The organism is uncultured Porphyromonas sp., from assembly GCF_902489635.1.
Classification (GTDB): Bacteria; Bacteroidota; Bacteroidia; order Bacteroidales; family Porphyromonadaceae; genus Porphyromonas.
The window spans coordinates 1-21,366 of the sequence record NZ_CABUAN010000017.1; the positions used below are offsets into that span (position 1 = coordinate 1).

Annotated in this window: 18 protein-coding genes and 1 tRNA gene; 6 read left to right on the forward strand and 13 right to left on the reverse strand. The window is 52.9% G+C overall.

The genetic code is table 11. The features are described 5' to 3' along the window. Positions 1-475: 475 nt before the first annotated feature. The 13 genes from RDM37_RS04640 to RDM37_RS04700 form a co-directional block, all read right to left on the reverse strand. Positions 476-952: a biopolymer transporter ExbD gene (locus tag RDM37_RS04640; protein WP_308555431.1), complete on the reverse strand. Its 477-nt coding sequence runs from the start codon at positions 950-952 to the stop codon at positions 476-478. Positions 953-975: 23 nt separating this feature from the next. Then, entirely contained in the window at positions 976-1,581 is a 606-nt protein-coding gene (locus tag RDM37_RS04645; protein WP_298887169.1) for a biopolymer transporter ExbD, read from the reverse strand. 25 nt (positions 1,582-1,606) lie between these two features. Beyond that, a complete protein-coding gene (locus tag RDM37_RS04650) occupies positions 1,607-2,077 on the reverse strand; it encodes a hypothetical protein (RefSeq protein ID WP_308555433.1) in 471 nt (156 codons plus the stop codon). A gap of 9 nt (positions 2,078-2,086) precedes the next feature. After that, positions 2,087-2,908 carry a MotA/TolQ/ExbB proton channel family protein gene (locus RDM37_RS04655; protein WP_308555435.1) on the reverse strand — a complete coding sequence of 274 codons (822 nt, stop codon included), beginning with the start codon at positions 2,906-2,908 and terminating at the stop codon, positions 2,087-2,089. Positions 2,909-2,956: 48 nt separating this feature from the next. Then, a tRNA-Ser gene (locus tag RDM37_RS04660) sits at positions 2,957-3,044 on the reverse strand. A 197-nt stretch (positions 3,045-3,241) separates the two neighbouring features. Then, positions 3,242-4,033 (reverse strand): TatD family hydrolase, encoded by a 792-nt coding sequence (locus tag RDM37_RS04665; RefSeq protein WP_308555437.1) that lies wholly within the window; start codon positions 4,031-4,033, stop codon positions 3,242-3,244. 86 nt (positions 4,034-4,119) lie between these two features. Then, a complete protein-coding gene (locus RDM37_RS04670; RefSeq protein ID WP_308555439.1) occupies positions 4,120-5,124 on the reverse strand; it encodes a polyprenyl synthetase family protein in 1,005 nt (334 codons plus the stop codon). 172 nt (positions 5,125-5,296) lie between these two features. Further along, complete coding sequence (locus tag RDM37_RS04675; RefSeq protein WP_308555441.1) at positions 5,297-6,001, reverse strand: energy transducer TonB; 705 nt, start codon at positions 5,999-6,001, stop codon at positions 5,297-5,299. Positions 6,002-6,183: 182 nt separating this feature from the next. Next, the gene (locus RDM37_RS04680) at positions 6,184-7,593 is read right to left on the reverse strand and encodes an MFS transporter (protein WP_308555443.1); all 1,410 of its coding nucleotides are present in this window, start codon (positions 7,591-7,593) and stop codon (positions 6,184-6,186) included. Between the two features lie 56 nt (positions 7,594-7,649). After that, entirely contained in the window at positions 7,650-8,969 is a 1,320-nt protein-coding gene (locus RDM37_RS04685; RefSeq protein ID WP_308555445.1) for a folylpolyglutamate synthase/dihydrofolate synthase family protein, read from the reverse strand. Next, positions 8,959-10,248, reverse strand: a complete 1,290-nt coding sequence (locus RDM37_RS04690) for an adenylosuccinate synthase (RefSeq protein WP_299367756.1) — start codon at positions 10,246-10,248, stop codon at positions 8,959-8,961. Before RDM37_RS04690 ends, RDM37_RS04685 begins: the two co-directional genes overlap by 11 nt. Before the next feature lie 21 nt (positions 10,249-10,269). Then, on the reverse strand, positions 10,270-10,767 hold the full coding sequence (locus RDM37_RS04695) for a transcriptional repressor (protein ID WP_308555447.1): 498 nt from the start codon (positions 10,765-10,767) through the stop codon (positions 10,270-10,272). Positions 10,768-11,750: 983 nt separating this feature from the next. After that, positions 11,751-13,268, reverse strand: a complete 1,518-nt coding sequence (locus RDM37_RS04700) for a leucine-rich repeat domain-containing protein (RefSeq protein ID WP_308555449.1) — start codon at positions 13,266-13,268, stop codon at positions 11,751-11,753. An 833-nt stretch (positions 13,269-14,101) separates the two neighbouring features. Here RDM37_RS04700 and RDM37_RS04705 point away from each other — a divergent pair. From RDM37_RS04705 to gldN, 6 genes are all read left to right on the forward strand, one after another. Continuing rightward, a complete protein-coding gene (locus tag RDM37_RS04705) occupies positions 14,102-14,323 on the forward strand; it encodes a DUF2795 domain-containing protein (RefSeq protein WP_004331394.1) in 222 nt (73 codons plus the stop codon). 76 nt (positions 14,324-14,399) lie between these two features. Further along, positions 14,400-15,455, forward strand: a complete 1,056-nt coding sequence (locus tag RDM37_RS04710; RefSeq protein ID WP_308555451.1) for a PorP/SprF family type IX secretion system membrane protein — start codon at positions 14,400-14,402, stop codon at positions 15,453-15,455. Positions 15,456-15,666: 211 nt separating this feature from the next. Further along, a complete protein-coding gene (locus tag RDM37_RS04715) occupies positions 15,667-17,031 on the forward strand; it encodes an SUMF1/EgtB/PvdO family nonheme iron enzyme (RefSeq protein ID WP_308555478.1) in 1,365 nt (454 codons plus the stop codon). Positions 17,032-17,084: 53 nt separating this feature from the next. Then, a complete protein-coding gene (gene gldL, locus RDM37_RS04720) occupies positions 17,085-18,119 on the forward strand; it encodes a gliding motility protein GldL (protein WP_308555453.1) in 1,035 nt (344 codons plus the stop codon). Between the two features lie 57 nt (positions 18,120-18,176). Continuing rightward, a complete protein-coding gene (gene gldM, locus RDM37_RS04725) occupies positions 18,177-19,727 on the forward strand; it encodes a gliding motility protein GldM (protein WP_308555455.1) in 1,551 nt (516 codons plus the stop codon). Positions 19,728-19,765: 38 nt separating this feature from the next. After that, positions 19,766-20,977, forward strand: a complete 1,212-nt coding sequence (gene gldN / locus RDM37_RS04730) for a gliding motility protein GldN (protein ID WP_308555457.1) — start codon at positions 19,766-19,768, stop codon at positions 20,975-20,977. The last annotated feature ends 389 nt before the right edge of the window (positions 20,978-21,366 follow it).

Consider the following 21,366-nt stretch of genomic DNA (forward strand, 5'->3'; position numbering starts at 1 on the left):
GGTCCTATCCATCAGGGCGGATCGGAGGGCGGATTAGAGATTGGAGGTTAGAAGTTAGAGGTTAGAGATCGGAGGCCCGATGGCTCCAATAGCTCTGATGGCTCCGATCACTCCAGCCAACAGCCAATCCATGGCGGACACATTATATATAATGACCTCATTGATGCCTCACTCGTCCTTATGTGTAGCTCCTAACAGAGCGATCATAATGCGTCAGCCCTGGCTTGATACGCCTTAGTATTAGGTTTCTGTTCGTCAGGCCACGAATTCGCTATTGCTTCTTCTCTCCCAAGGGTCACCCCTTGAAACTTGCAAGTCGCTATGGGGTTCGTTGGCAACTACGCCCCGTGTGGACTTTCACCACAGATGTATAACATGCCCGTCATACCAAAAGAGGAGGGTGCTACCCTATTGTAAGTAGCACCCTCCTCGTGATTAAGTGAGAGAGTCTATTGCTTAGCGCAATGCGTCTCTATTAGTTATCTCGCTTAGGTCTTGCTGAGTATGATATATTCAGAGCATCAGCACGACGTAGCTCTTGCTTGATATCTGCTATGATTTTCATCTTGGTAGATGCATCGCCCTTGATAGAGATGGTCATCAGCTTGCGACGCTCATCCTGTATCTGCGCCTCTTCGTCCTTGACAAAGCCATAGACGGCAGAGGGATCTGTAGTAATCTGATCATTGAGCTGGATAGCTGGTGCTGTACCAAACTTAGCCTGAAGCTCAGGGATAGGCTTACCTACGTAGATAAATGATACAAGAGACTTCTCCTCCAACTTGGTTAGCTCTGTGGCTGTGGGGAGATTCTGAAAGGCTACCTTAGGTGTAACCTCTCGAATACTCGTCACCATCATGATGAAAAACAGAAAGGCAAAAATCAAGTCTGGCAGTGAGGATGTATTCAGCTCAGGCATCGTACGCCCTCCAGCTTGTTTGAACTTTCCCATAATAATGCGCTATAAGTTGAAGATTAGGAGTTGAGTGGCATCTCAGAGATGTGCATCGGATAGCAGTCGACTACAACCTTCTGCTTGTCTGGTGTAAGGTCATTGTATGGCTGACCATACTCCTTCTGAGCGACGATATCCCATACCTCATTGTAAGCGCGGAGTAGCTCGTTCTGTACGTCGATATACATCTGGTAGCTGGTCTCGACCTCGTTCTTGAGCGAGATAGCATACGAAGATATCGTCACGAGTCGATCTCCTAGCCCTGCGATGTAGCGTGTCTCCTTCTCTGGGAGATGTGGCAGATCTTGCGGGTTGAGGATAAACTCGACAGTACGATCCTTGAGCCTATCAAGAGGTACGATAGCCATGTCGTCACGTCCTGACGCATCTTTTTTGATGATAGCTATCTGATCCGAGCGGTTCACAAGGATACGGAGCACGTTACGATCACGTATCTCTATATCTTGCTGCTGCTGCTCGGGGGGAACCAACGGCGGTAGGCGCCTCTTTAGTCCCTGATCGGTGTCCATTGAAGTAGTAATCAAGAAGAAGATCAGAAGAATAAAAGAGATGTCGGCCATGGATGACCCATTGATACTGGGTACCTTCTTTTTAGTTTTAGACATTGCTCTTTACTGATGTGTTGATTACTTACTTGGCAAGACGCTTGCGGATACCACCCCAGATGACACCCACGATGATGAGAGCCACTAGTGTGTAGGTGGTGTAGATGCACATATCGATGATCTTGAGCCACCCTGGAGTGTTGTATTGTGCTGAGTCTTCATTGACAGACATCGGAGTACCATCGCCTATAGCATAGGTGATGCCGAGTATCACGATCAAGACTATGAATACTAAGAGACTCTGGAGAGCTCTCTTAGGATTGGTGCGGAACCCTTGGATTAGGGAGACGATAGCGAATACTATCGTTGCTATGAGCGTCAGCGCAACAAGTGCATAGCCCCAATACAAGACTAAGTCTGTATTGGCATAGACCTTATTGCCCGCAGCATCTAGCTCGACTCCCCCGACGAAGAACGCAAGGCAGACCGCAACGGAGACTACTAAAAGTACTAGTAGCGTCCAGCTAGAGATCTTACGAATTTTGGTTACTGCCATGGTTGCGTATTACTTATGGAGGTTGTACTTGATAGCAAAGTCAACTAGCGTGATAGATGCATCCTCCATACGATTGAGGATAGACTCAACCTTAGATAGGATGTAGTTGTAGAAGACCTGTAGGATCATAGCAACGATCAGACCACCGATGGTCGTGATCAGAGCCACCTTCATACCACCAGCGACGACCGTCGGGCTGATATCACCAACCTTCTCAATCTTATCGAATGCCATGACCATACCAACGACGGTACCAAGGAATCCGAGTGAAGGTGCAATAGCGATGAAGAGGGTAATCCAAGAGAGGTTCTTCTCGAGGAGTCCGCCCTGTACACCACCATAGGAGACGATAGAACGCTCGACTACGTCGATGCCCTGGTCAAAGCGCATCAGTGCCTGGTATGCGATAGAAGCAACAGGACCACGTGTGTTGCGTGCGATGTCCTTAGCTCCATTCATGTCACCGCGGTTGAGTGCCTCCTCGAGCTTGCGTAGGAATGCCTCGTAGTTATTGTCTGCTAGGTTGAGGTAGATGATACGCTCTAGGCAGAGAACGAGACCGAGGATCAGGACGAGTGCGATGAGTGCCATAAAGTCAGCACCACCCTCAATGAACTTGGTCTTGAGAGCCTGGTGGAAGGTCTGATCAGCCGTAGCGTCCTGCTCCATGACAGCCGCCATGTCGACTTCAACAGCCTCATCAACGGGAGTGGCTGCCACCTCCTCTGTGGTGTCTGTAGCTGCTGGAGCAGCCTCCTGTGCGTAGGTCATCTGTGTGAGGCCCAGTGTGAGTAGAGCCATGCATGATAACGTTGCAAATAACTTTTTCATTGCGATAGTTGTGTTAGTTGATTATTTCTAGTTTGATTGTTATTACTGCGGAGAGAGAGGGATTCGAACCCTCGAAACGCTTTCGACGTTTACACGCTTTCCAGGCGTGCCTCTTCAGCCACTCGAGCATCTCTCCTTATGGGTCTATTTTGTTTGTTCTGTCTTGCTATGCTTACTTGTTCTTTCCAGCTATCTGTGTCAGTAAATAGGCTCTCTTGATCCGTTTAGTAGTGCAAATCTAAAGAAATTTGGCGACTTAGCACGCATCTAGACCTCTGATCTCGTTTTTCACAACCTAATTCGGGAAGCTTTGTGATCTGTTACGATCATAAGCTACGAGACTAAGTCTAACGAAAAGAGCCGTATAGCGTTACTTGTCGTATGCTCTGCCAAGCTCTCTAGAGAGATGCCTAGCTGATCTGCGACATAGCTAGCTGTATGAACTAAATATGCTGGCTCATTGCGCTTCCCCCGCTGGGGAATAGGAGCCAAATAGGGTGCGTCTGTCTCTAGAAGCATCTTGTCTAGAGGGATCTGAGACAGTAGTCGAGCGGTGCGAGACCGCTTATAGGTTACATTGCCATTGACCCCTATCATCATCAGTGGCAAGTGATCCAATATGCGCTGCAGCTGTGTCTCCTCGCCTTCGAAGCAGTGAAAGACTCCACGGAGCTGCTCGGGAGCGAAGTGAGATGTCAAGAGGTCGATCGTCTCGTCCAGGGCTGATCGTACATGCAGTATCACCGGTAGGTCTAGCTCTGTAGCCCATCCGACCTGCTCGATGAGAGCTTTCTGCTGCTCGTCGACATAGGTACGATCCCAGTAGAAGTCTAGTCCGACCTCCCCTATCGCTACGATTGCCTCACTAGACTCAGCTATATATTGGCGTAGCTGACGTAGCTGCTCTGCGTAGTCTGCCTCCACCGAGGTGGGGTGCAGCCCTAGCGCCATCGCTGTACGATCAGGATAGGTGTGGTGCGTCTCGACTAGTAGAGGGAGTGACGTGAGATCTACATTGGGCATAACCATATAGTCTACCCCCGCCTGACAGGCTGCCAAGATGACCGCCTCTCTATCTGCGTCATACTCGACACCATATATATGCGTGTGGGTATCTATCAGCATATCTCTGTCCTACCTCTTCGATCTAACCAAAGGGAAGCTCTCCCTTTCGCTACAAAGTTGCTAGTCCTTCGCTAAGGACTGAGCGTTTAAGTGTTGCGCTCAGCTATTTTGGTTACAAAAGCGCGCAACTGCGTAGCCTCTCTACCACAAGCGGACTCCAAAGCCTTTAGCGCACTCTGCGCCTCTGCTAGGTAGTCTCGCACGAGTGCCTGCACTTGTGTAGCTACGTCCATCTCGTCATATAGAGCCTTGACTGCAGAGATCTTCTCTTCAGCCTGCTCGTTAGATCTACGCATCGCCTCTGTGAGTGCTTGTCGCTGAGCGGGAGAAGCAGTAGCATAGGCGAGTGTATGGAGGATGGTCTTCTTGCCCTCTAGGATATCCCCTCCGAGAGGCTTGCCAAAGGTCTCACTATCTCCGTATAGATCTAAGTAGTCATCTTGAAGCTGGAAGGCTAACCCGAGGTTCCACCCAAAAGCGTAAGAGGACTCGAGCTCTGCAGCACTCCCCTTCGAGAGGATGGCTCCAAAGCGCGTTGCCGTGGCTATCAAGACCGCTGTCTTATAGCCGATCATCTCTAGGTATTGCTCCTTAGAGACATAGTCTAGCTGCTCATACTCCAGGTCTAGTTGCTGACCCTCCATGATGAGCGTAGCCATCTTATTGAAGTCTTGTATCAGATTAGGGAGCATCTCAGCAGAGACACCCTCTGTAAGCATCTGATAAGCTAGAATGAGCATAGCATCTCCCGAGAGGATGGCGGGTGTCAGTCCATACTTAGCATAGACCGAGGGCTTGCCACGCCGTACGGGAGAATTGTCCATCACATCGTCATGTAGTAGCGTGAAGTTGTGAAAGACCTCTAGAGCTACTATAGGCGATGCTGCCAAGGGTGCCTCAGGACATAAGTACGCCTGCATCAAGAGAGCCAGGACTGGACGCACGCGCTTAGCTCCCTCTTGCTCCAATGTGTATCGTATCGGAGCGTAGAGAGCTTGAGGAGTGCGCTTATCTAGCTTCAGACGCTGCAGCGTATCCTGCACTATCTGACGATAAGCCCCCAGATCTTTGGCTTCTACTGTGTGAGACATTCCTTGGTTAGTATGAGGTGCAGAGACTTCCTGTGATACGGTGCTAATGGGTGATATAGCCGTCTACCTACCAGAGCTACTTGGTAGCAGGTTGGATTAACAACGTAGGGAGACACCTATATCATCCGATAGCGCATTGTGTTATTACAGAAAGGGCTTCACGCCTTTTGCATTAGCCTAGCACGAAGGCAACAGGCAGTGTGAAGTAAGAGCGTACGGGCTTACCACGCTGCTTACCAGGCGTCCACTTAGGCATAGACTTAAGCACACGGATAGCCTCTTTGTCTAGTGCTGGGTCTACCTTGCGTGCTACAACGACATCTCCGATAGAGCCGTCCTTCTCCACGACGAAGCGGAGTACGACCTTGCCCTGGATATTGTTGTCTAGAGCACTCTGTGGATACTCGATGTGATTAGCAATCCACTTAAGCATTGAGGGGATATCACCCATGGGTGGTACAGCGGGATTCTCGACGATCTCGAAGATCTGATCCTCAGGCTCCTCGAATGTCTGTACAGGCTGTACGATAACGGGTGGCGGTGGTAGCTCACGATTCTGGTCTACAGAGACAATTGAAATCTTAGCAACCTCCTTCTTATCGTCCACTACTTTAAACTCCTCAGGTAGTGCTACCTCTACGACCTCCTGTGGAGCCTCTGGTTCAGGTTCGGGTTGCTCTTCTTGCTGCTCGTTGATAATGAGCGCATCCTCCATGTCGGCGATATTGAGCGAGGTCATCTCGTCTGCATTATCGTCCTTTGTAGAGGTCCACTCTAGAGCGGTATAAAGGATACCTAGAGCTAAGACCAATCCCATAGCCAACGATAAGGGTATCGTCTTTCTTAGGTCTGCGTGGGGTGATTTCTTGATTTCCATATAGCGAGTTATCTTATTTCTTCGGTGGAATGGTAGTTCTTTTGGAGTGTGCTATCACGTATAGCTAGCTCTCTCGGCACAAATGTACGAAGATTTTTGCGAGTAGCCTACACCTCCTAGTTAAGTCTTCCCTAAGAGGCGCGATGCCACACACCAAAAGAACCCCCTCCCCGACGGATAAGTTACTTCTTAATGTTCGGCAACTCAAGGCCGTAGCCCTTCTTCTTGTCTGCTGCCTTAAGGAGTATAGCCGTGATGAGAGCTACGACACCAAATGCAGTAAAGACGAGCATAGCCTGGAAGTAATCCTTAGGCTGTCCAGGAGCTACGTTCTGGTTGTTTGCATCGAGGATCGCACCAATGAGCATAGGCACAGACATAAGCCCGATGTTCTGAATCCAAAAGATAGCTGAGTAAGCAGAGCCTAGCACCTTACCTGGGATGATCTTAGGTACGGAAGGCCATAGAGCTGCAGGAACCAGCGAGAAGGAGATACCTAGTACTACGATTGCAATGACAGCGATGGTAGCTGCCAGTCCGTGAGAGACTGTGCTGAAGGGGAAGAAAGCAAACGTACCATGGCAGACAATCATCAGGATAGCTCCGATTATAAGCATCGTCGCTCCCTTGCCACGAGCATCTAGGTAGAAGCCCAAGATTGGGGTTATAACCATAGCTCCCACTGGGAAGAGACTAAAGATCTTGGCGGCTATATCTGACTCAAAGCCCACGTTGCTCACAAGCATCTCAGTAGCAAACTTCTGGAAGGGGAAGATAGCTGAGTAGTAGAGCACGCAGAGGATCGCAACGATCCAAAACATCGAATTGCCAAAGACATGACCGAGGTCTCTAAACTTAAAGGGCTCCTCCGCCTCTTTCTCCATAGCAGCATGAGCAGCCTCTAGCTGATGGTCAAGCTTCTTATCCATAAAGAAGTAGACCACATAAAGAAGTAGGGCTACGACAAGAAGACAAGTGCCAAAGAAGACAGAAGCGCGTACCGTACCATACTGCTCAGCGACCATCGGTGAGAGCCAAAAAACAGCAAAGACACCCAGACGAGCCACAGCCATCTCGATACCCATTGCTAGAGCCATCTCCTTGCCCTCAAACCACTTGACAATGGATCGAGAGACCGTCACGCCTCCCATCTCTGTACCGCAGCCGAAGAGCGCAAAGCCCACACAAGCTAGCTTGGCGGAAGCTGGCACACCCGTCCAGAAGCTGTTGAGGAAGCTATACCCGAAGCCTCCTGCATTAAACACAGGACTCAGTGCATACAGCTTGATCAAAGCACCGATCACCATCAGAGAGCCTGATAGGAGGAAGGTAAAGCGTACCCCCATCTTGTCTAGGATGATACCAGCAAAGATGAGGAAGAAGAAGAATACATTGATAAAGAATTCACTACCTCCATAGGTGCCAAAGACGGTAGAAGACCACTTTAGCTCCGTCTCGACCATCGTCTTGATAGGTGAGAGGATGTCCACAAACATGTAGGCAAAGAACATCGTGAGTGCGACTAGTGCCAGTGCTAGCCATCTCATCCCTGCGCTGTCTCGCAGGGTCTTTAGTTGCATAGATTCAGTCATTACGTTATGTAGTATGTTTAGTTTGTTGATGCGTATATAGGTAGAGCGTCTAGCCCTCATTGATGGGTTGGACGCTCTTTTTGTATCGTGGGATAACTCTTGAGTAGCTCGGCAACGATGAAGTTGCTACCACCGACGAAGATCAAGTCTCCTGCATTAGCAAGTGCCACGACCTCTCGCAGAGCCTCCTCTACCGAGGGATAAGCTCTACCCCTGAGGCCGATAGCCTCAGCACGTTGCTGCAGCTCCTCGGCGGGTAGCGTACGCTGTGACGCTGTCGTACAGAAGTAGTAGCGAGCTGACGAAGGCAGGAGAGCCAAGTTGGTGTCTATATCCTTGTCGGCACTCATACCTACTATTATATATAGGTGATCATAGGACTCCTCTTTGAGTTGGTGCGCTACGACAGCTATACCTGCGGGGTTGTGCGCTGTATCGCAGACGATGTGCGGATCTGTCGAGATCGTCTCCCAGCGGCCACGCAGTCCCGAGAGCTTGTACAGCTCGGCAAAGCCTCGCGCCACCTCCTCATGAGTGAGTGGTGTGTCGAGCACTTTATCATCTAGGATGCGTAGTGCGGTTAGGACGGTATGCACATTTTCCAACTGCGCATCGCCCGAGAGCGGTGTCTCTATGAGTCCATAGTCGACGGTGTCTAGCCGCATACCTGGGTGCAGCTCATCGTATTGCTTGATCGTGTGCTCATCCTCGCAGAAGGTGATCGGCGCATGACGCTCATCAGCTACCCGCTCAAAGAGCTCACGCACAGAGCCTCCCGCATTGCCTATGACAGCCTGGACGCCCTCCTTGATGATGCCCGCCTTCTCGCCGGCAATCGCCTCGAGCGTGTTGCCGAGATATTGCGTGTGGTCCAGACTTATGTTGGTGATGATCGAGAGCTTAGGCAGTATCACATTGGTACTGTCTAGTCGCCCTCCTAGCCCTACCTCGATGACAGCGTAGTCCACCTCATGGGTGTGGAAATACTCAAACGCCATCAAGGTCGTGTACTCAAAGAATGAGGGACCGACAGACTCAATCAGCGGACGGGTTCGCTCGACAAAGGAGACTACCTCCTCCTCGGAGATCATCTCGCCATTGATCCGTATGCGCTCGCGAAAGTCCACCAGGTGTGGCGAGGTAAAGAGCCCCACCTTATAGCCGGCCGCTGTCAGCACGGAGGCTATGAGCGAGGTGGTCGAGCCCTTACCATTGGTACCACCCACATGGATGGTGCGAATGTATCGCTGTGGATTGCCTATCGCCTCGCACATCTGCTGCATGCGCTCTAGGCCAGGCTTATAGGCATCGCCCCCTTGGTTTTGGTAGCAAGGGGTCGCTTGGTAGAGATAGTCTACCGTTTCTTTATAGTTCATTGTTGAGCTTGCGCATGATGGTCTGTGAGCGGTCAGGCCCTACAGATATGATCGAGATAGGTACTCGTAGTTGCGCCTCTAGGAAGGCCACATAGTGACGGAAAGCGTCTGGTAGCTCTTGCTCCGAGCGACAGCCGTCTAGTGGCGTCTGCCAGCCTGGTAGCTCCTGGTAGATAGGCTCTATGTCCGCCTCGAGTGAGTACGGCATATTCTTGTACTCCTTATCTCCTATGCGGTAGGCGACACAAGCCTTGATCGTCGGGAGCGTATCTAGCACATCACTCTTCATCATGATCAGATGCGTCACACCGCTGAGCATGATCGTGTAGCGCAGGGCTACAAGGTCTATCCAGCCACAGCGACGAGGACGACCCGTCACCGCGCCAAACTCATGTCCACGATCTGCCATCAGGTGCCCTACCTCATCTTGTAGCTCTGTGGGGAAAGGTCCTGACCCGACACGTGTACAGTATGCCTTGAAGATACCGTAGACGCGACCTATCGCCTTGGGCGAGATGCCGAGACCGATGCAGCAGCCAGCACTTACCGTGTTACTACTGGTCACAAAGGGGTAAGTACCAAAGTCCACATCCAGTAGCGAGCCCTGCGCACCCTCAGCAAGGACGTTCAGCCCCTCCTCGAGTGCTTCGTTGATGAGGATCTCACTATCTACAAACTGGTAGCCCTTGAGGTACTCAATGGCTTGGTAAAAAGCCTCCTCCATCTCAGGCAGCTTAGAAAGGTCAGCACCCATCTTCTGCAATAGATCCACGTGACGATCCCGCACAGCTTTGTAGCGGGTTTCAAAGTCTCGCTCGATGTCACCGATGCGTAGTCCCGTACGAGCCACCTTGTCGGTATAGCAGGGGCCTATGCCCTTGCCCGTGGTGCCAATCTTAGCAGCACCCTTAGAGAGTTCCTGAGCAGCATCTAGCAGACGATGCGTCGGGAGGATCAGGTGTGCCTTGCGGGATATGACTAGTCGCTTCTTAATGTCGTGGCCGCTCTGAGCCAGCTGCTCAGCCTCCTCACGTAGTAGGACGGGGTCGAGTACGACACCATTGCCGATCATGTTAAGCTTGTTGCCCTGGAAGATACCTGAGGGGATCGAACGCAATACGTAGCGCTGTCCCTCAAACTCCAGTGTATGCCCCGCATTAGGACCTCCTTGAAAGCGTGCTACCATCTGATAGCCTGGGGTTAGGACGTCAACGATCTTGCCTTTGCCCTCATCGCCCCATTGTAGTCCGAGTAGGACGTCTACCTTTTTCTTGTTCATGTCTTAATATATCTCTATCGATCAGCGACTTGAGATGGCTTGTTGTAGCCCTCCCGACCGAGTCGCCGACCTCTTATTATTCGTTTTAGCAGTCTCACGCTCGCAGTGTTGGCATAGTCCGTAGAAGATCAGCAGAGGCTGTGCCAGACGATACCGATGCGGCGTAGTATGACGTAGTGCCTTGAGACGTCGAGGCTGTCTATAGAGCACCTCAGCACCACAGCAACGACAGCGACAGACAGCATAGAGACTAGCCTGCTCACTGGTCAGATAGTGCGCTTCGCTCGCCTGCGGGAGCTGCACGATCAGCCCCGCCTCAGCCAGCAGACGCACCGTACTATAGACCGTGCCGCGGCTCTGGCGATAGCCCCCCTCCTTCAGCTGAGCCATCAGCTCCTCTGTCGTAAAGATACGACGCTGCAGACTGACCACCTGAGCGATCTCTACTCGCTCAGAAGTCAGCTGATAGCCGTGCTGCTTGAGAAAGGCCTTAAAAGGCGACACCAAATCCGACATCATACTGCGCCACTCCCCTACCTTAGGAGATGTGACATACTACCATTTTACTGCGTTACACATTCGTGAGGACCACATCTGTAGTAGCCTCACAGCGAGACGCGTCACCACTTCGTGCGACACGCTCCACGGCATTCCCCCACCCCACTTCGTCCTCCAGCTGAGAGCAACGAGTGCAGCGGGATCTGACCGATGTCGCAAAGTTATACAAATTACTTTACTTACGCCACCTCTCGACCCACCCCGCTCCAAATTGCATTTTGGAGTGGAAAATACAGAGGTCACCCCGTAGGGAAGCACGATGAGTGTCGAGTCGGAGGGCGTCCGTTGGGGCAAAGCGAGACGTCGCCGTGTAGGGACGCTCGGTCTGAGCGTCCGTTGTGTCAAAGGTTACAGCATCGTGATTTAACGGGGACGGACGCACAGATCGTGCGTCCCTACACGGCGACGTCTAATCTCTAACTTCTAATCTCTCAGACGACTCCGACAGCTCTGATAAAAAGGACCTCGCAGAGGTCCGACGCATCGTAGCCGTCGGTCGGAGGGGCAAAGCCCCGAACGACCGATGGATAGGCGAACGTGCTAGGAGGTCGACCCCTTGTGGGTCAGACTAGACGAAGCTTACAGTCATAGTCCGACCTCCCACACAGGGGAGGTCGTTATGCGGGGTGTACCCATCGGCTCCCCCAGTCGTTCGGGCTACGCCCTCCGACTGGGGGCTAGGATCCGTCCGACCGCGCTGCGGTCGTTCCTCCCTAAGCCTGAGAGCGAAACGTCATTGTCATCTGTTGTGACCTCCGCAGGAGGTAATACGAAGGATCCATATTGCGGATACACATCGTTTGTGACCTCCGCAGGAGGTCAGACGAATCATAGCCCCCAGTCGGAGGGCGTAGCCCGAACGACTGGGGGAACAAGACGTCGCCCATTGATCGACCCCTTGTGGGTCGGACTAGACGAAGGATGCAGTCCCAGTCAGAACGCTCTTATCTTTCTAGAACTTCCCAGTTTTTCTTCTTTGCAGTAGTTACGTCAGCAGCGCTATACCTGTTTTCATCCCTTTTCTTAGGGAAGTGAGCTACTAGATAAATAGTACCACTACTCTTTTTCCTTCGATTGGGAAGACTATTCACTAGTTTGGTCATAGCCTTGCCTTTGATACGATTACTGTAGCAACGAATCTCCATCAATCTAGCACGCCCAGACACGTTCAAGCTGGTTAGTTGATTGTCGTAGCAGTAAAGCTCTGTCAAGGCGGTGTTATTTGACACGTCCAAGCGCTTCAGTTGATTGTCGTAGCAGTAAAGCTCTGTCAAGGAGGTGTTCTGCGACACATCCAAGCTGGTCAGTTGATTGTCGTGGCACAGAAGCGTTGTCAAGGCGGTGTTCTGCGACACATCCAAGCTGGTCAGTTGATTGTCGTTGCACCAAAGAGCTACCAAGGCAGTGTTCTTTGACACGTCCAAGCTGGGCAGTTGATTGTTGAAACAGAGAAGCTTTGTCAAGGCGGTGTTCTTTGACACGTCCAAGCTGGTCAGTTTATTGATGGAGCATTCAAGCTCTGTCAAGGCGGTGTTCTTTGACACCTCCAAGCTGGGCAGTTGATTGTTGAAACAGATAAGCTTTGTCAAGGCGGTGTTCTTTGACACGTCCAAGCTGGTCAGTTGATTGTTCATGCAGGTCAGATATGTCAAGGCGGTGTTCTTTGAGACGTTCAAGCTGGTCAGCTGATTGTAGGAGCAGCCAAGCTCTGTCAAGGCGGTGTTCTTTGACACCTCCAAGCTTGTCAGTTTATTCTTGAAGCAGTAAAGATCTGTCAAGGCGGTGTTCTGCGACACATCCAAGCTGGTCAGTTGATTGTAGAAACAGAGAAGCTTTGTCAAGGCGGTGTTCTTTGACACGTCCAAGCTGGTCAGTTGATTGTTGGAACACCAAAGCTCTGTCAAGGCGGTGTTCTTTGACACGTCCAAGCTGGTCAATTGATTGCTGTAGCAGTAAAGCGTATCCAGGGCGGTGTCCTTTGACACGTCCAAGCTGGTCAGTTGATTCTCGTAGCAGATAAGTTCTGTCAAGGAGGTGCAGCCCGAGAGATTCAAGCTGGTCAGTTGATTGCTGTTGCACTTAAGCTTTGTCAAGGCGGTGTTCTGCGACACGTCCAAGCTCGTCAGTTCACTGTAGGAGCAGTTAAGCGTTCTCAAGGAGGAACAACCCGATACGTCCAAGCTGATCAGTTGATTGAAGGTGCAGTCAAGCTCTGTTACATCGCCACGGATGGTGACTGTTCGGCTTTTGAGTCTGTAATACTTGCGATCGGAATTGTTCGTTTTCCCAGTATCTTGGGTTCCCTCAATGGTGACGTTGCCATTGGCCTTGATGACTAGTTGGATTTCCTCTCCGACCCCTTTGGAGGTGGTCATCGTGATGACGCCTTGGGCGAGGAGGGAGGTGGAGGTGAGGAGGGTGCCGAGAAGGGCGAAGAGCCAGATGCGTGGATGTTTGCTCATAATGTAGCTAGAAGTTAGAATTGGGGGGGGCTGTGAGGATTCTGCCGTGTGAGTGATGTTTCCTGCGAAGTTATGCCTTTACTTTGAGGTATGCAAGGGGTTAGAGATTAGAGGTGTCGGAGGGCGTCCCTCCGATTGGGGACGCAACAATAATTTAGGGTTGAGCACATATCGAGACGAAGCTATGTCGGGGAAAAGTGATTTCCACGTGGATATTTCGAAATATCCAGGTGGAGAATTTTTATTTCCCAGGTAGGAAAGAAAAAATTCTTCGGAGGAATCAAATGAAACTTCGGAGGAATTTTTTGACGCCCACGTGGAAAATAAAAAATATCCACGTGGAGATTTCTGATTTCCCACGTGGATATTCGAGAAAGAAGAGAATCGGACGAATTTCCCCGTAAAGATATGTAAATGGAGAGTAGAGGTTAGAAGTTAGAGATTAGAAGTTAGAGGTTAGAGACGGAGGGGCTTCTAGTGGCACTAGTATCTCTAGCCAACAGCTAACAGCCAACAGCCAATCGCCAACAGCCAATCGCCAACAGCCAATCCATGGCTGACACATTAATATATAATGAGTTGTCGAACCAGCTTGACGCAAGAACCTTTAACGAGTATGGCGCCCTCTCGCTAGACACTGGGATGCGCGGGTGACATTTGCGGGAGCCCGTAATCTGAAGTGTTGTAAATGTGGTCTAGGTTGTCTATATTTGCACGCTCGTAGGAGATGCGCTATGGGGCGAGTCGGCGAAGGTGTGCAATAATCTAGCGACACGGCCGTTCTCTCCGATAGGATACTCCTTATTATATATAACCACTGATATAGACTGACTATGTACTGGACGTTAGAATTGGCCTCCAAACTGGAGGATGCTCCCTGGCCTGCTACCAAAGATGAGCTCATCGACTATGCTCAGCGCTCAGGCGCGCCCATCGAAGTGATCGAAAACCTCGAGGAGATCGAGGACGAGGGCGAGGAGTACGAGACCATCGAGGATATCTGGCCAGACTACCCTAGCAAGGAGGACTTCTTCTTCAACGAGGAGGAGTACTAACTCGCTACTATAGACCCTGACTCATAATCGGGGAATCTCTGCATAGCTATGAGCTTATGACCACACGCCACCTAGGATGAAAGAGACGCACCCACTACGGATCTGCGCTATACGGCTTGCGCTAAGAGAGCACCAGTCGGAGAGGGGCGTGTGCGCTACGGTGAGGTGGGGGCGTAAGTCTTTCGGGAGGTTCCTGCTATGTCTACTTATCGTGGCCTGCTGGCTCCCGATGCGTTCGCTGGCACAGGTGGACCCGCTTTTTTCCGACTACCGACGGTTGCAGAACTACTACAATCCGGCAGCGATCGGGCTGCAGAAAGATCTGCTCCTGACGGCTGCCTATCATCAGCAGTGGATCGGTATCGAGGGGGCACCGGCTAACCTTTTTGTCTCGGCCCATACGGAGCAGCAGTGGGGCAAGAGCTACCACGGCGTGGGGCTGGTGGTCGTGGCGCAGCGTGCGGGACTCTTTACCCGTACAGAGGCGCAGGCGGAGTATGCCTTTCAGCTTCGCTGGAAGGGGGACAAAATTCTCTCTATCGGCACGGGACTAGGCATGATCAACCTCCTATACGATGGCACTAAGGCACACATACCAGACGGAGGAGCAATGACGCCCAACGACCCCTCGCTACCCCAGACGCCTGTGTCGGGGCGTAACTTTGACCTCTCTGCGGGAATCCTATGGCACACGCCTCGCTACTTCATCGGTGTCTCGGGGCGTCATCTCACGGTGCCGCGCATCACCCTCGATAGGCTTTACTATCAGAAGGTGCCGATACATATCAATGCCGTCTGTGGGTACAATATTACACCAGCAGGTGCGTTATTATCGTGGCACCCCTCACTATTTGCCTCGACAAACTTGACGTCGTGGCGGGTGGATGTCAACCTAGATGTGCGCCTTGCGCAGCGATGGGCGGCTGGTCTGATGTACCGACCTTTGCAAGCGGCGGGGCTACGGCTGGGAGCGCTCTTTGGCAAGTGTCACGTGGGTTACCTCTTTGAGATGCCTACGAGTCAGTTGGCGAGGGGCAACTGGGGCAGTCACGAGCTGGTGATCTCCTACGCGCTCCCGATGTCTAGCCACAAGAAAGGGACCAACAGCTACAAGAGCATCCGACTCCTTTAGCCCGTGCATCTCTATAAATAATAGAACTTAATCAGAAGACCTCTGAAACAACTTAGAAGCTATGAAAGAAGCTTTGCCGACATACAGCAGTCCGTCCGAGAGCGCGCATGACGCCCGTTCCGTACAAAGGCTTAGGACTAGAATCAGAGCGGGAGCCTTGCCCCTACTAGGTGCTTTGGCACTACTCTTACTCTTCATCTCCGTGCTGAGCATGGTAAGCTGCGCGCCCAAGCGTGGCTCTGGCGTGAGTGCCGAGCTGGTGGGCGTGGGACTCGCCTCGTGGAGTGAGCCAGCGCCCTACGGCATGGTACAGATACCACAAGGACACATCGTGCTGGGCGAGCGTGAGGCGGACACCGTATGGGGCCTCCCCGCAGAGTACCGGGCGATCTCGGTAGATGCTTTCTGGATGGATCAGACGGAGGTGACGAATGCGCAGTGGCGACAGTTCGTCTACTATGTGCGTGACTCGATCGTTCGTGAGCGTCTGGCGGACCCGCTATATGGGGGTAACCCGCTCTACAAGATTACGACGGACAAGTATGGTGACCCTGTCAAGCCTTACCTCGACTGGTCTCAGCCGCTACCCAATCCTAAGCGTGCGCTAGAGCAGGAGCTGGAGGCGATGGAGAGCGTCTACTACACGAACCCCGTGACGGGCGAGCGCAAGCTCGATCCTAAGCAGATGCTCTACAAGTATGAGGTCTACGACTACCACGCAGCAGCACTCTACCGAAACAACTTACAAAAGGATGTGCGCGCCAGCAAAGGAGTCCAGGAACCGGTGATGATCTCTAAGGACACCGCTTATGTCAACGATCGTGGCGAGGTGATCCGTGAGACGATCACGCGTCAGCTCGCTAGTGAGTACGACTTCCTCAATACTTACATCGTAGCGATCTACCCCGACGAGACGGTCTGGGTCAACGACTACCCCAACTCTAAGAATGAGATCTACACCCGCACTTACTTCAACCACCCTCGCTACGACAACCACCCCGTGGTGGGTGTCTCGTGGGAGCAGGCGACCGCTTTCTGCCACTGGCGCACGGACAACTACCGCAAGGGGCTGAACCTACCCGACGGAGCTATCGTCCCGGAGTTTAGACTACCCACCGAGGCGGAGTGGGAGTACGCAGCGCGTGCTGGACGGACGAACACGAAGTTCCCGTGGAATAGCGAAGACCTAGACTCAGAGGATGTCTGCTTCTTGGCAAACTTCAAGCCCTTCGAGGGAGACTACGCAGCCGACGGGCAGGTGATTACTTCGCAGGTAAGCACTTTCTCGCCCAATGACTACGGCCTCTACGATATGGCGGGCAACGTGGCGGAGTGGACCAGCTCGAGCTACTTCGTCTCGAGCTACGAGATGATGGACGATGTCAATCCGCAGATGCACTACAACGCAGCTCGCGAGGACAATACGATGCTACGGCGCAAGGTCGCCAAGGGTGGCTCGTGGAAGGACGTCCTCCGCTTCATCAGATCCACACGACGCATCTACGCACCACAAGATGAGGCGCACTCTTACATTGGCTTCCGCTGTGTGCGTAGCATCATCAACAACTCCAAATAAGCAACGCAACAGACAGCCCTAACGACGGCTTTACCCTTCAGATAGATAGACTCATGGCAAAGAAATATAGACGCTACAAGAATGGTCTGGAGATGTATCTCTCCAGCAAGAAAGGGCGCAGAGTGCTCAACTTCGCATACAGCTGGGGTGCCGCAGTGGTAATCCTCGGAGCTCTCTTTAAGTTGCTCCACTTCCCCTTCGGCAATGAGATGCTTTTCATCGGTATGATCACCGAGTTCTTCGTCTTCTTTATCTCAGGCTTTGAGCAGCCTGAGGAGCACTACCAGTGGGAGCAGGTTTTCCCCGAGCTAGACTCTAAGAACCCGATGGACAAGCAGGAGATGGAGGCTCGCCGACAGTACCTCCTCCGCAAAGCTCAGGAGGCAGCCGCAGCGCCTGCCCCCACCTACGCCTATCCTGAGGGTGAGCATCACGAGCCGACGAGAGCTTACGCAGCTCAACCACAAGCTCAGGCGGGCTACGCTGCTCCTGAGGGTGGTTACGGGGCACCAGCTTCGGAGGTTCAGGTGGAGCGTCTCTCCTCAGCCATTGATCAGCTAGCCAATGCCGCTTCACAGCTCAGCAGACTGGGCGAGCTATCTCAGCAGATGACCGATCAGTGGGTCGCTATGCAGCAAGACGGCCGCACCCTCGGTGAGAGTGCTGTCGAGTATCAGACGCAGATGGACACCACCTCACAGCACCTGGCGCGTCTCAACCAGATCTACGAGTCGCAGCTGGCAAGCATCACAGGACAGGTCGCTACCATTGACCAGATCAACCAAGGGCTGGAGCATATTAAGAATATGTACCAAGACTCCGCCATCGACAGCACCACCTTCCGCACGCAAAATGAGCGCTTGACGATGCAGCTCTCTGAGCTGAACCGTGTCTACGCCCGCATCCTAGAGGCACTGACGGTCAATATGGGTGCACCCGGTATGGCGGGTCGTCCTTATCAGGGAGGCTACGAGCCTAGCTACTACGCTCCACGGCAGGAGTACCCCTCGGCACGGCCTGACTACTACGCATCACAGCCCTACCAAGCACCACGCAATGCGGGCGCACCACAGGAGCCACAAGAGTAGATAGCTTTTCTCACCTCATCTACTCGATAGCTATTCAACTAACACAATCTAGGCATTATGGCAGCAGGAAGCAGTGGCAACCGCAATAGACAGAAGATGATCAATCTGATGTATCTCGTCTTCATTGCGATGGTAGCACTCAACGTCTCCTCAGAGGTGCTCTCGGGCTTTGTCCTCGTAGAGCGCAGTCTGACGCACACCATCGAGGGGGCGCAGCAGAGCAATGACAATATCATGAAGGGGCTCTCGACTGCTTATGCCAAAAACCCTAGCAAAGCGGAGCCCTGGTATCGCAAAGGACTAGCGCTCACCGCCTATGCCGACTCACTCTACAACGAGATAGACCAGTTGCGCCTCCTCATAGCACAAGAGGCAGACGGTAAGGATGCCAATCCCAACGATGTGGCTCGCAAGGACGATATGAACGCCCCCACGACCGTCATGCTCAACCCGCTCACACGACGTGGTGCTAAGCTACGCGAGTCGATCGACGCCTTCCGCACGTACACCACGCAGATGGTTCGCAGCGACAGCCGTCGTGAACATATCTCCGAGATGCTCAGCACAGAGGGCGCCGGCGGACTGAGCTGGGAGCAGCAGATCTTTGAGAACATCCCCACCATTGCCTCGCTCACGATGCTCACGAAGCTCCAGAGCGACATACGCTCCGTCGAGGGCGACGTGCTAAGTGACCTTGTCCAGAACATCGACAGTGGCGACCTCCGCGTCAATAAGATTGCGGCGCAAGTGATCCCACGCAGTCAGCTCGTCATGCAGGGCAGCCAGTACGAGGCGAGCATCGTCCTCTCTAGCTACGACTCGACACGCGTGCCCAAGATTGTGGTCAATGGCACCACCCTCCCCGAGAGTGCTGGAGGCATTTACCGTGTCACGGCGTCCAAAGCCGGCACCTTCCCCATCTCGGGATACATCGAGACGGAACTGCCCGACGGCACCGCTATCAAGCAGCCTTTCCAGTCGGAGTACTACGTCACCGAGCCTTTTGCGACGGTCGCGCCTACGATGATGAATGTCCTCTATGCGGGCATCAACAACCCGATTAGCATCGCCGTGCCTGGCGTCCCCTCGCAAAACGTGACCGCCACGATGACCAACGGCACGCTCACCCGCAATGGCAATGGCTGGGTAGCTAAGCCCGCTAAGATAGGCACTCCCGCCGTCATCACCGTCATGGCCAAGCAGGCGGACGGACGATCCACCAAGATGGCCGAGACCTCCCTACGGGTACGAGCACTCCCCGACCCACTTCCTTATATACAGTACACCGATGCCAATGGTGCGACCAAGCGCTTTAAGGGCGGACGTATTGCCAAGCGTGACCTCCTCACTGCCAACGGTATCGGAGCAGCTATCGATGACGATCTGCTAGACGTGCCCTACCAAGTGGTGCGTTTCCAGCTCCTCTTCTTTGACTCTGTCGGTGGCGTTATCCCTGAGGTCTCCAACGGCCCCACTTTCTCCACTAGACAGCGAGACAAGATCCGCAATATGGCAAAGGGTAAGCGCTTCTTCGTGAGCGAAGTAATCGCTCGTGGTCCCGACGGCATCGAGCGACAGATCCCAGCCATCGAAGTAATCGTACGATAGTCTTCACAGCTTTAAGAATAGACCCATCTCACTATACTATGCAACGCATTCAGTCTCTACTCATAGTACTCCTGACCCTCACGCTCTCACTGACCGCTGAGGCGCAAAACTTTGACCCGCTCTCAGCCACCCCGACCGACTCGACACAAGTCGCCACGGAGCAGCCACGCCAGCGCCCCACGGCACGTCAGCGACGCGATAGGAAAGAGCAGGAGCAGGAGACACAGGCCAATGGTATCTCCATGCGCGCCAAGAACTACGCCGACCAGCAGGTCAAAGATACCGAGGCAGCCCCCTGGCGCCGAGTCGTCTACCGACAGCTCACGATAGACAGCCTCGCCAATGCCCCTATCTTCCGTCCTGTACGTCCGTCGGGACAGTTGCAGAGCCTCTTCTCGCTCCTCTTCAAGCGCTTCAACGAGGGGAGTATCACCGTCTATGAGTACGAAGACCTAGGCTACGAAAACCTAACGCCAGAGCGACAGCTGCGCTTCGAAGACTTCCTCGACCGCTTTGGCATCGTATATGACAAAGACCCCAGCCAGACGGGCAACCGCGCCTTCAAGATTCTCCCCGTAGACATCCCCACGCAGTCCATTCGTAGCTACTACGTCAAGGAGGAGTACTACTACGATGTCAAGACCAGCGACGTGAGCAGTCAGATCGTAGCGATCTGCCCCGTGATGGACGACGAGATATCGATGGAGGGTAGCGTGCGCATACCACTCTTCTGGGTCAAGTACTCCGACCTGCAGCCCTACCTCTCGCAGCAGCCCGTCATGCTCTCGACCAAGAACAACGCCACGACCGCCACGATGGACGACTTCTTCAGTCTCAACCTGTATCGCGGACAGATCTCGATGACGCTAGGCGGTGAGACCGCTGAGCTCAACAGCGAGATGAGCGACTCGACAGCCATGGCTGCTCGTCAAGCCTTCAGCAACCAGATCGAGGGCGAGCTACAGCAGTTTGAGGAGAGTCTCTACGGCACCGAGTACACAACCTCTGCCACAAGCGACGACGACCTCCAGGAGGCGCGTGACAGCGAGGACGACTCGCAGCTAGACACCGCCCGTGCCCGTCGCTCACAAGAGCTACGCGAGGGCAAGAGCAACCAGCGCAAAGCTGCCAAAGCGACCAAGGCAAAGAAGAAGAGCCGTGCTAAGAAGGCTACCCCAAAAGCTGCCAAAACCGAGCAACCGAAGCAATCGAAGAGCAGCTCCACACGCTCCGTACGTAACCGCTTCTAGCCACAGACGCTAAGTCGCCAACCACACAGCAGAGGGCTGGGTCCGTCACAACGGACTCAGCCCTCTCTTTATGATTATTGCTGTCCGATAAAAGTCAGTAAGTCCGACCTCCCACGAGGGGAGGTCGTTATGCGAGGTGTACCCATCGGCACCCCCAATCGGAGGGCGTAGCCCGAACGACTGGGGGGACAAGACGTCGCCCATTGATCGACCCCTTGTGGGTCGGACTAGGAACAGCAAACACATTTGACTCGATCGAGGGGTCAATAAACTGGTGCATTACTATCCGACCTTGTCACTAGTAAGGGAGATCCCGAAGTGAACAGTGTCGCAGGTTAGTTGCACAGATTAGAAAATTATGTACCTTTGGTGAAACGAACTATCACATA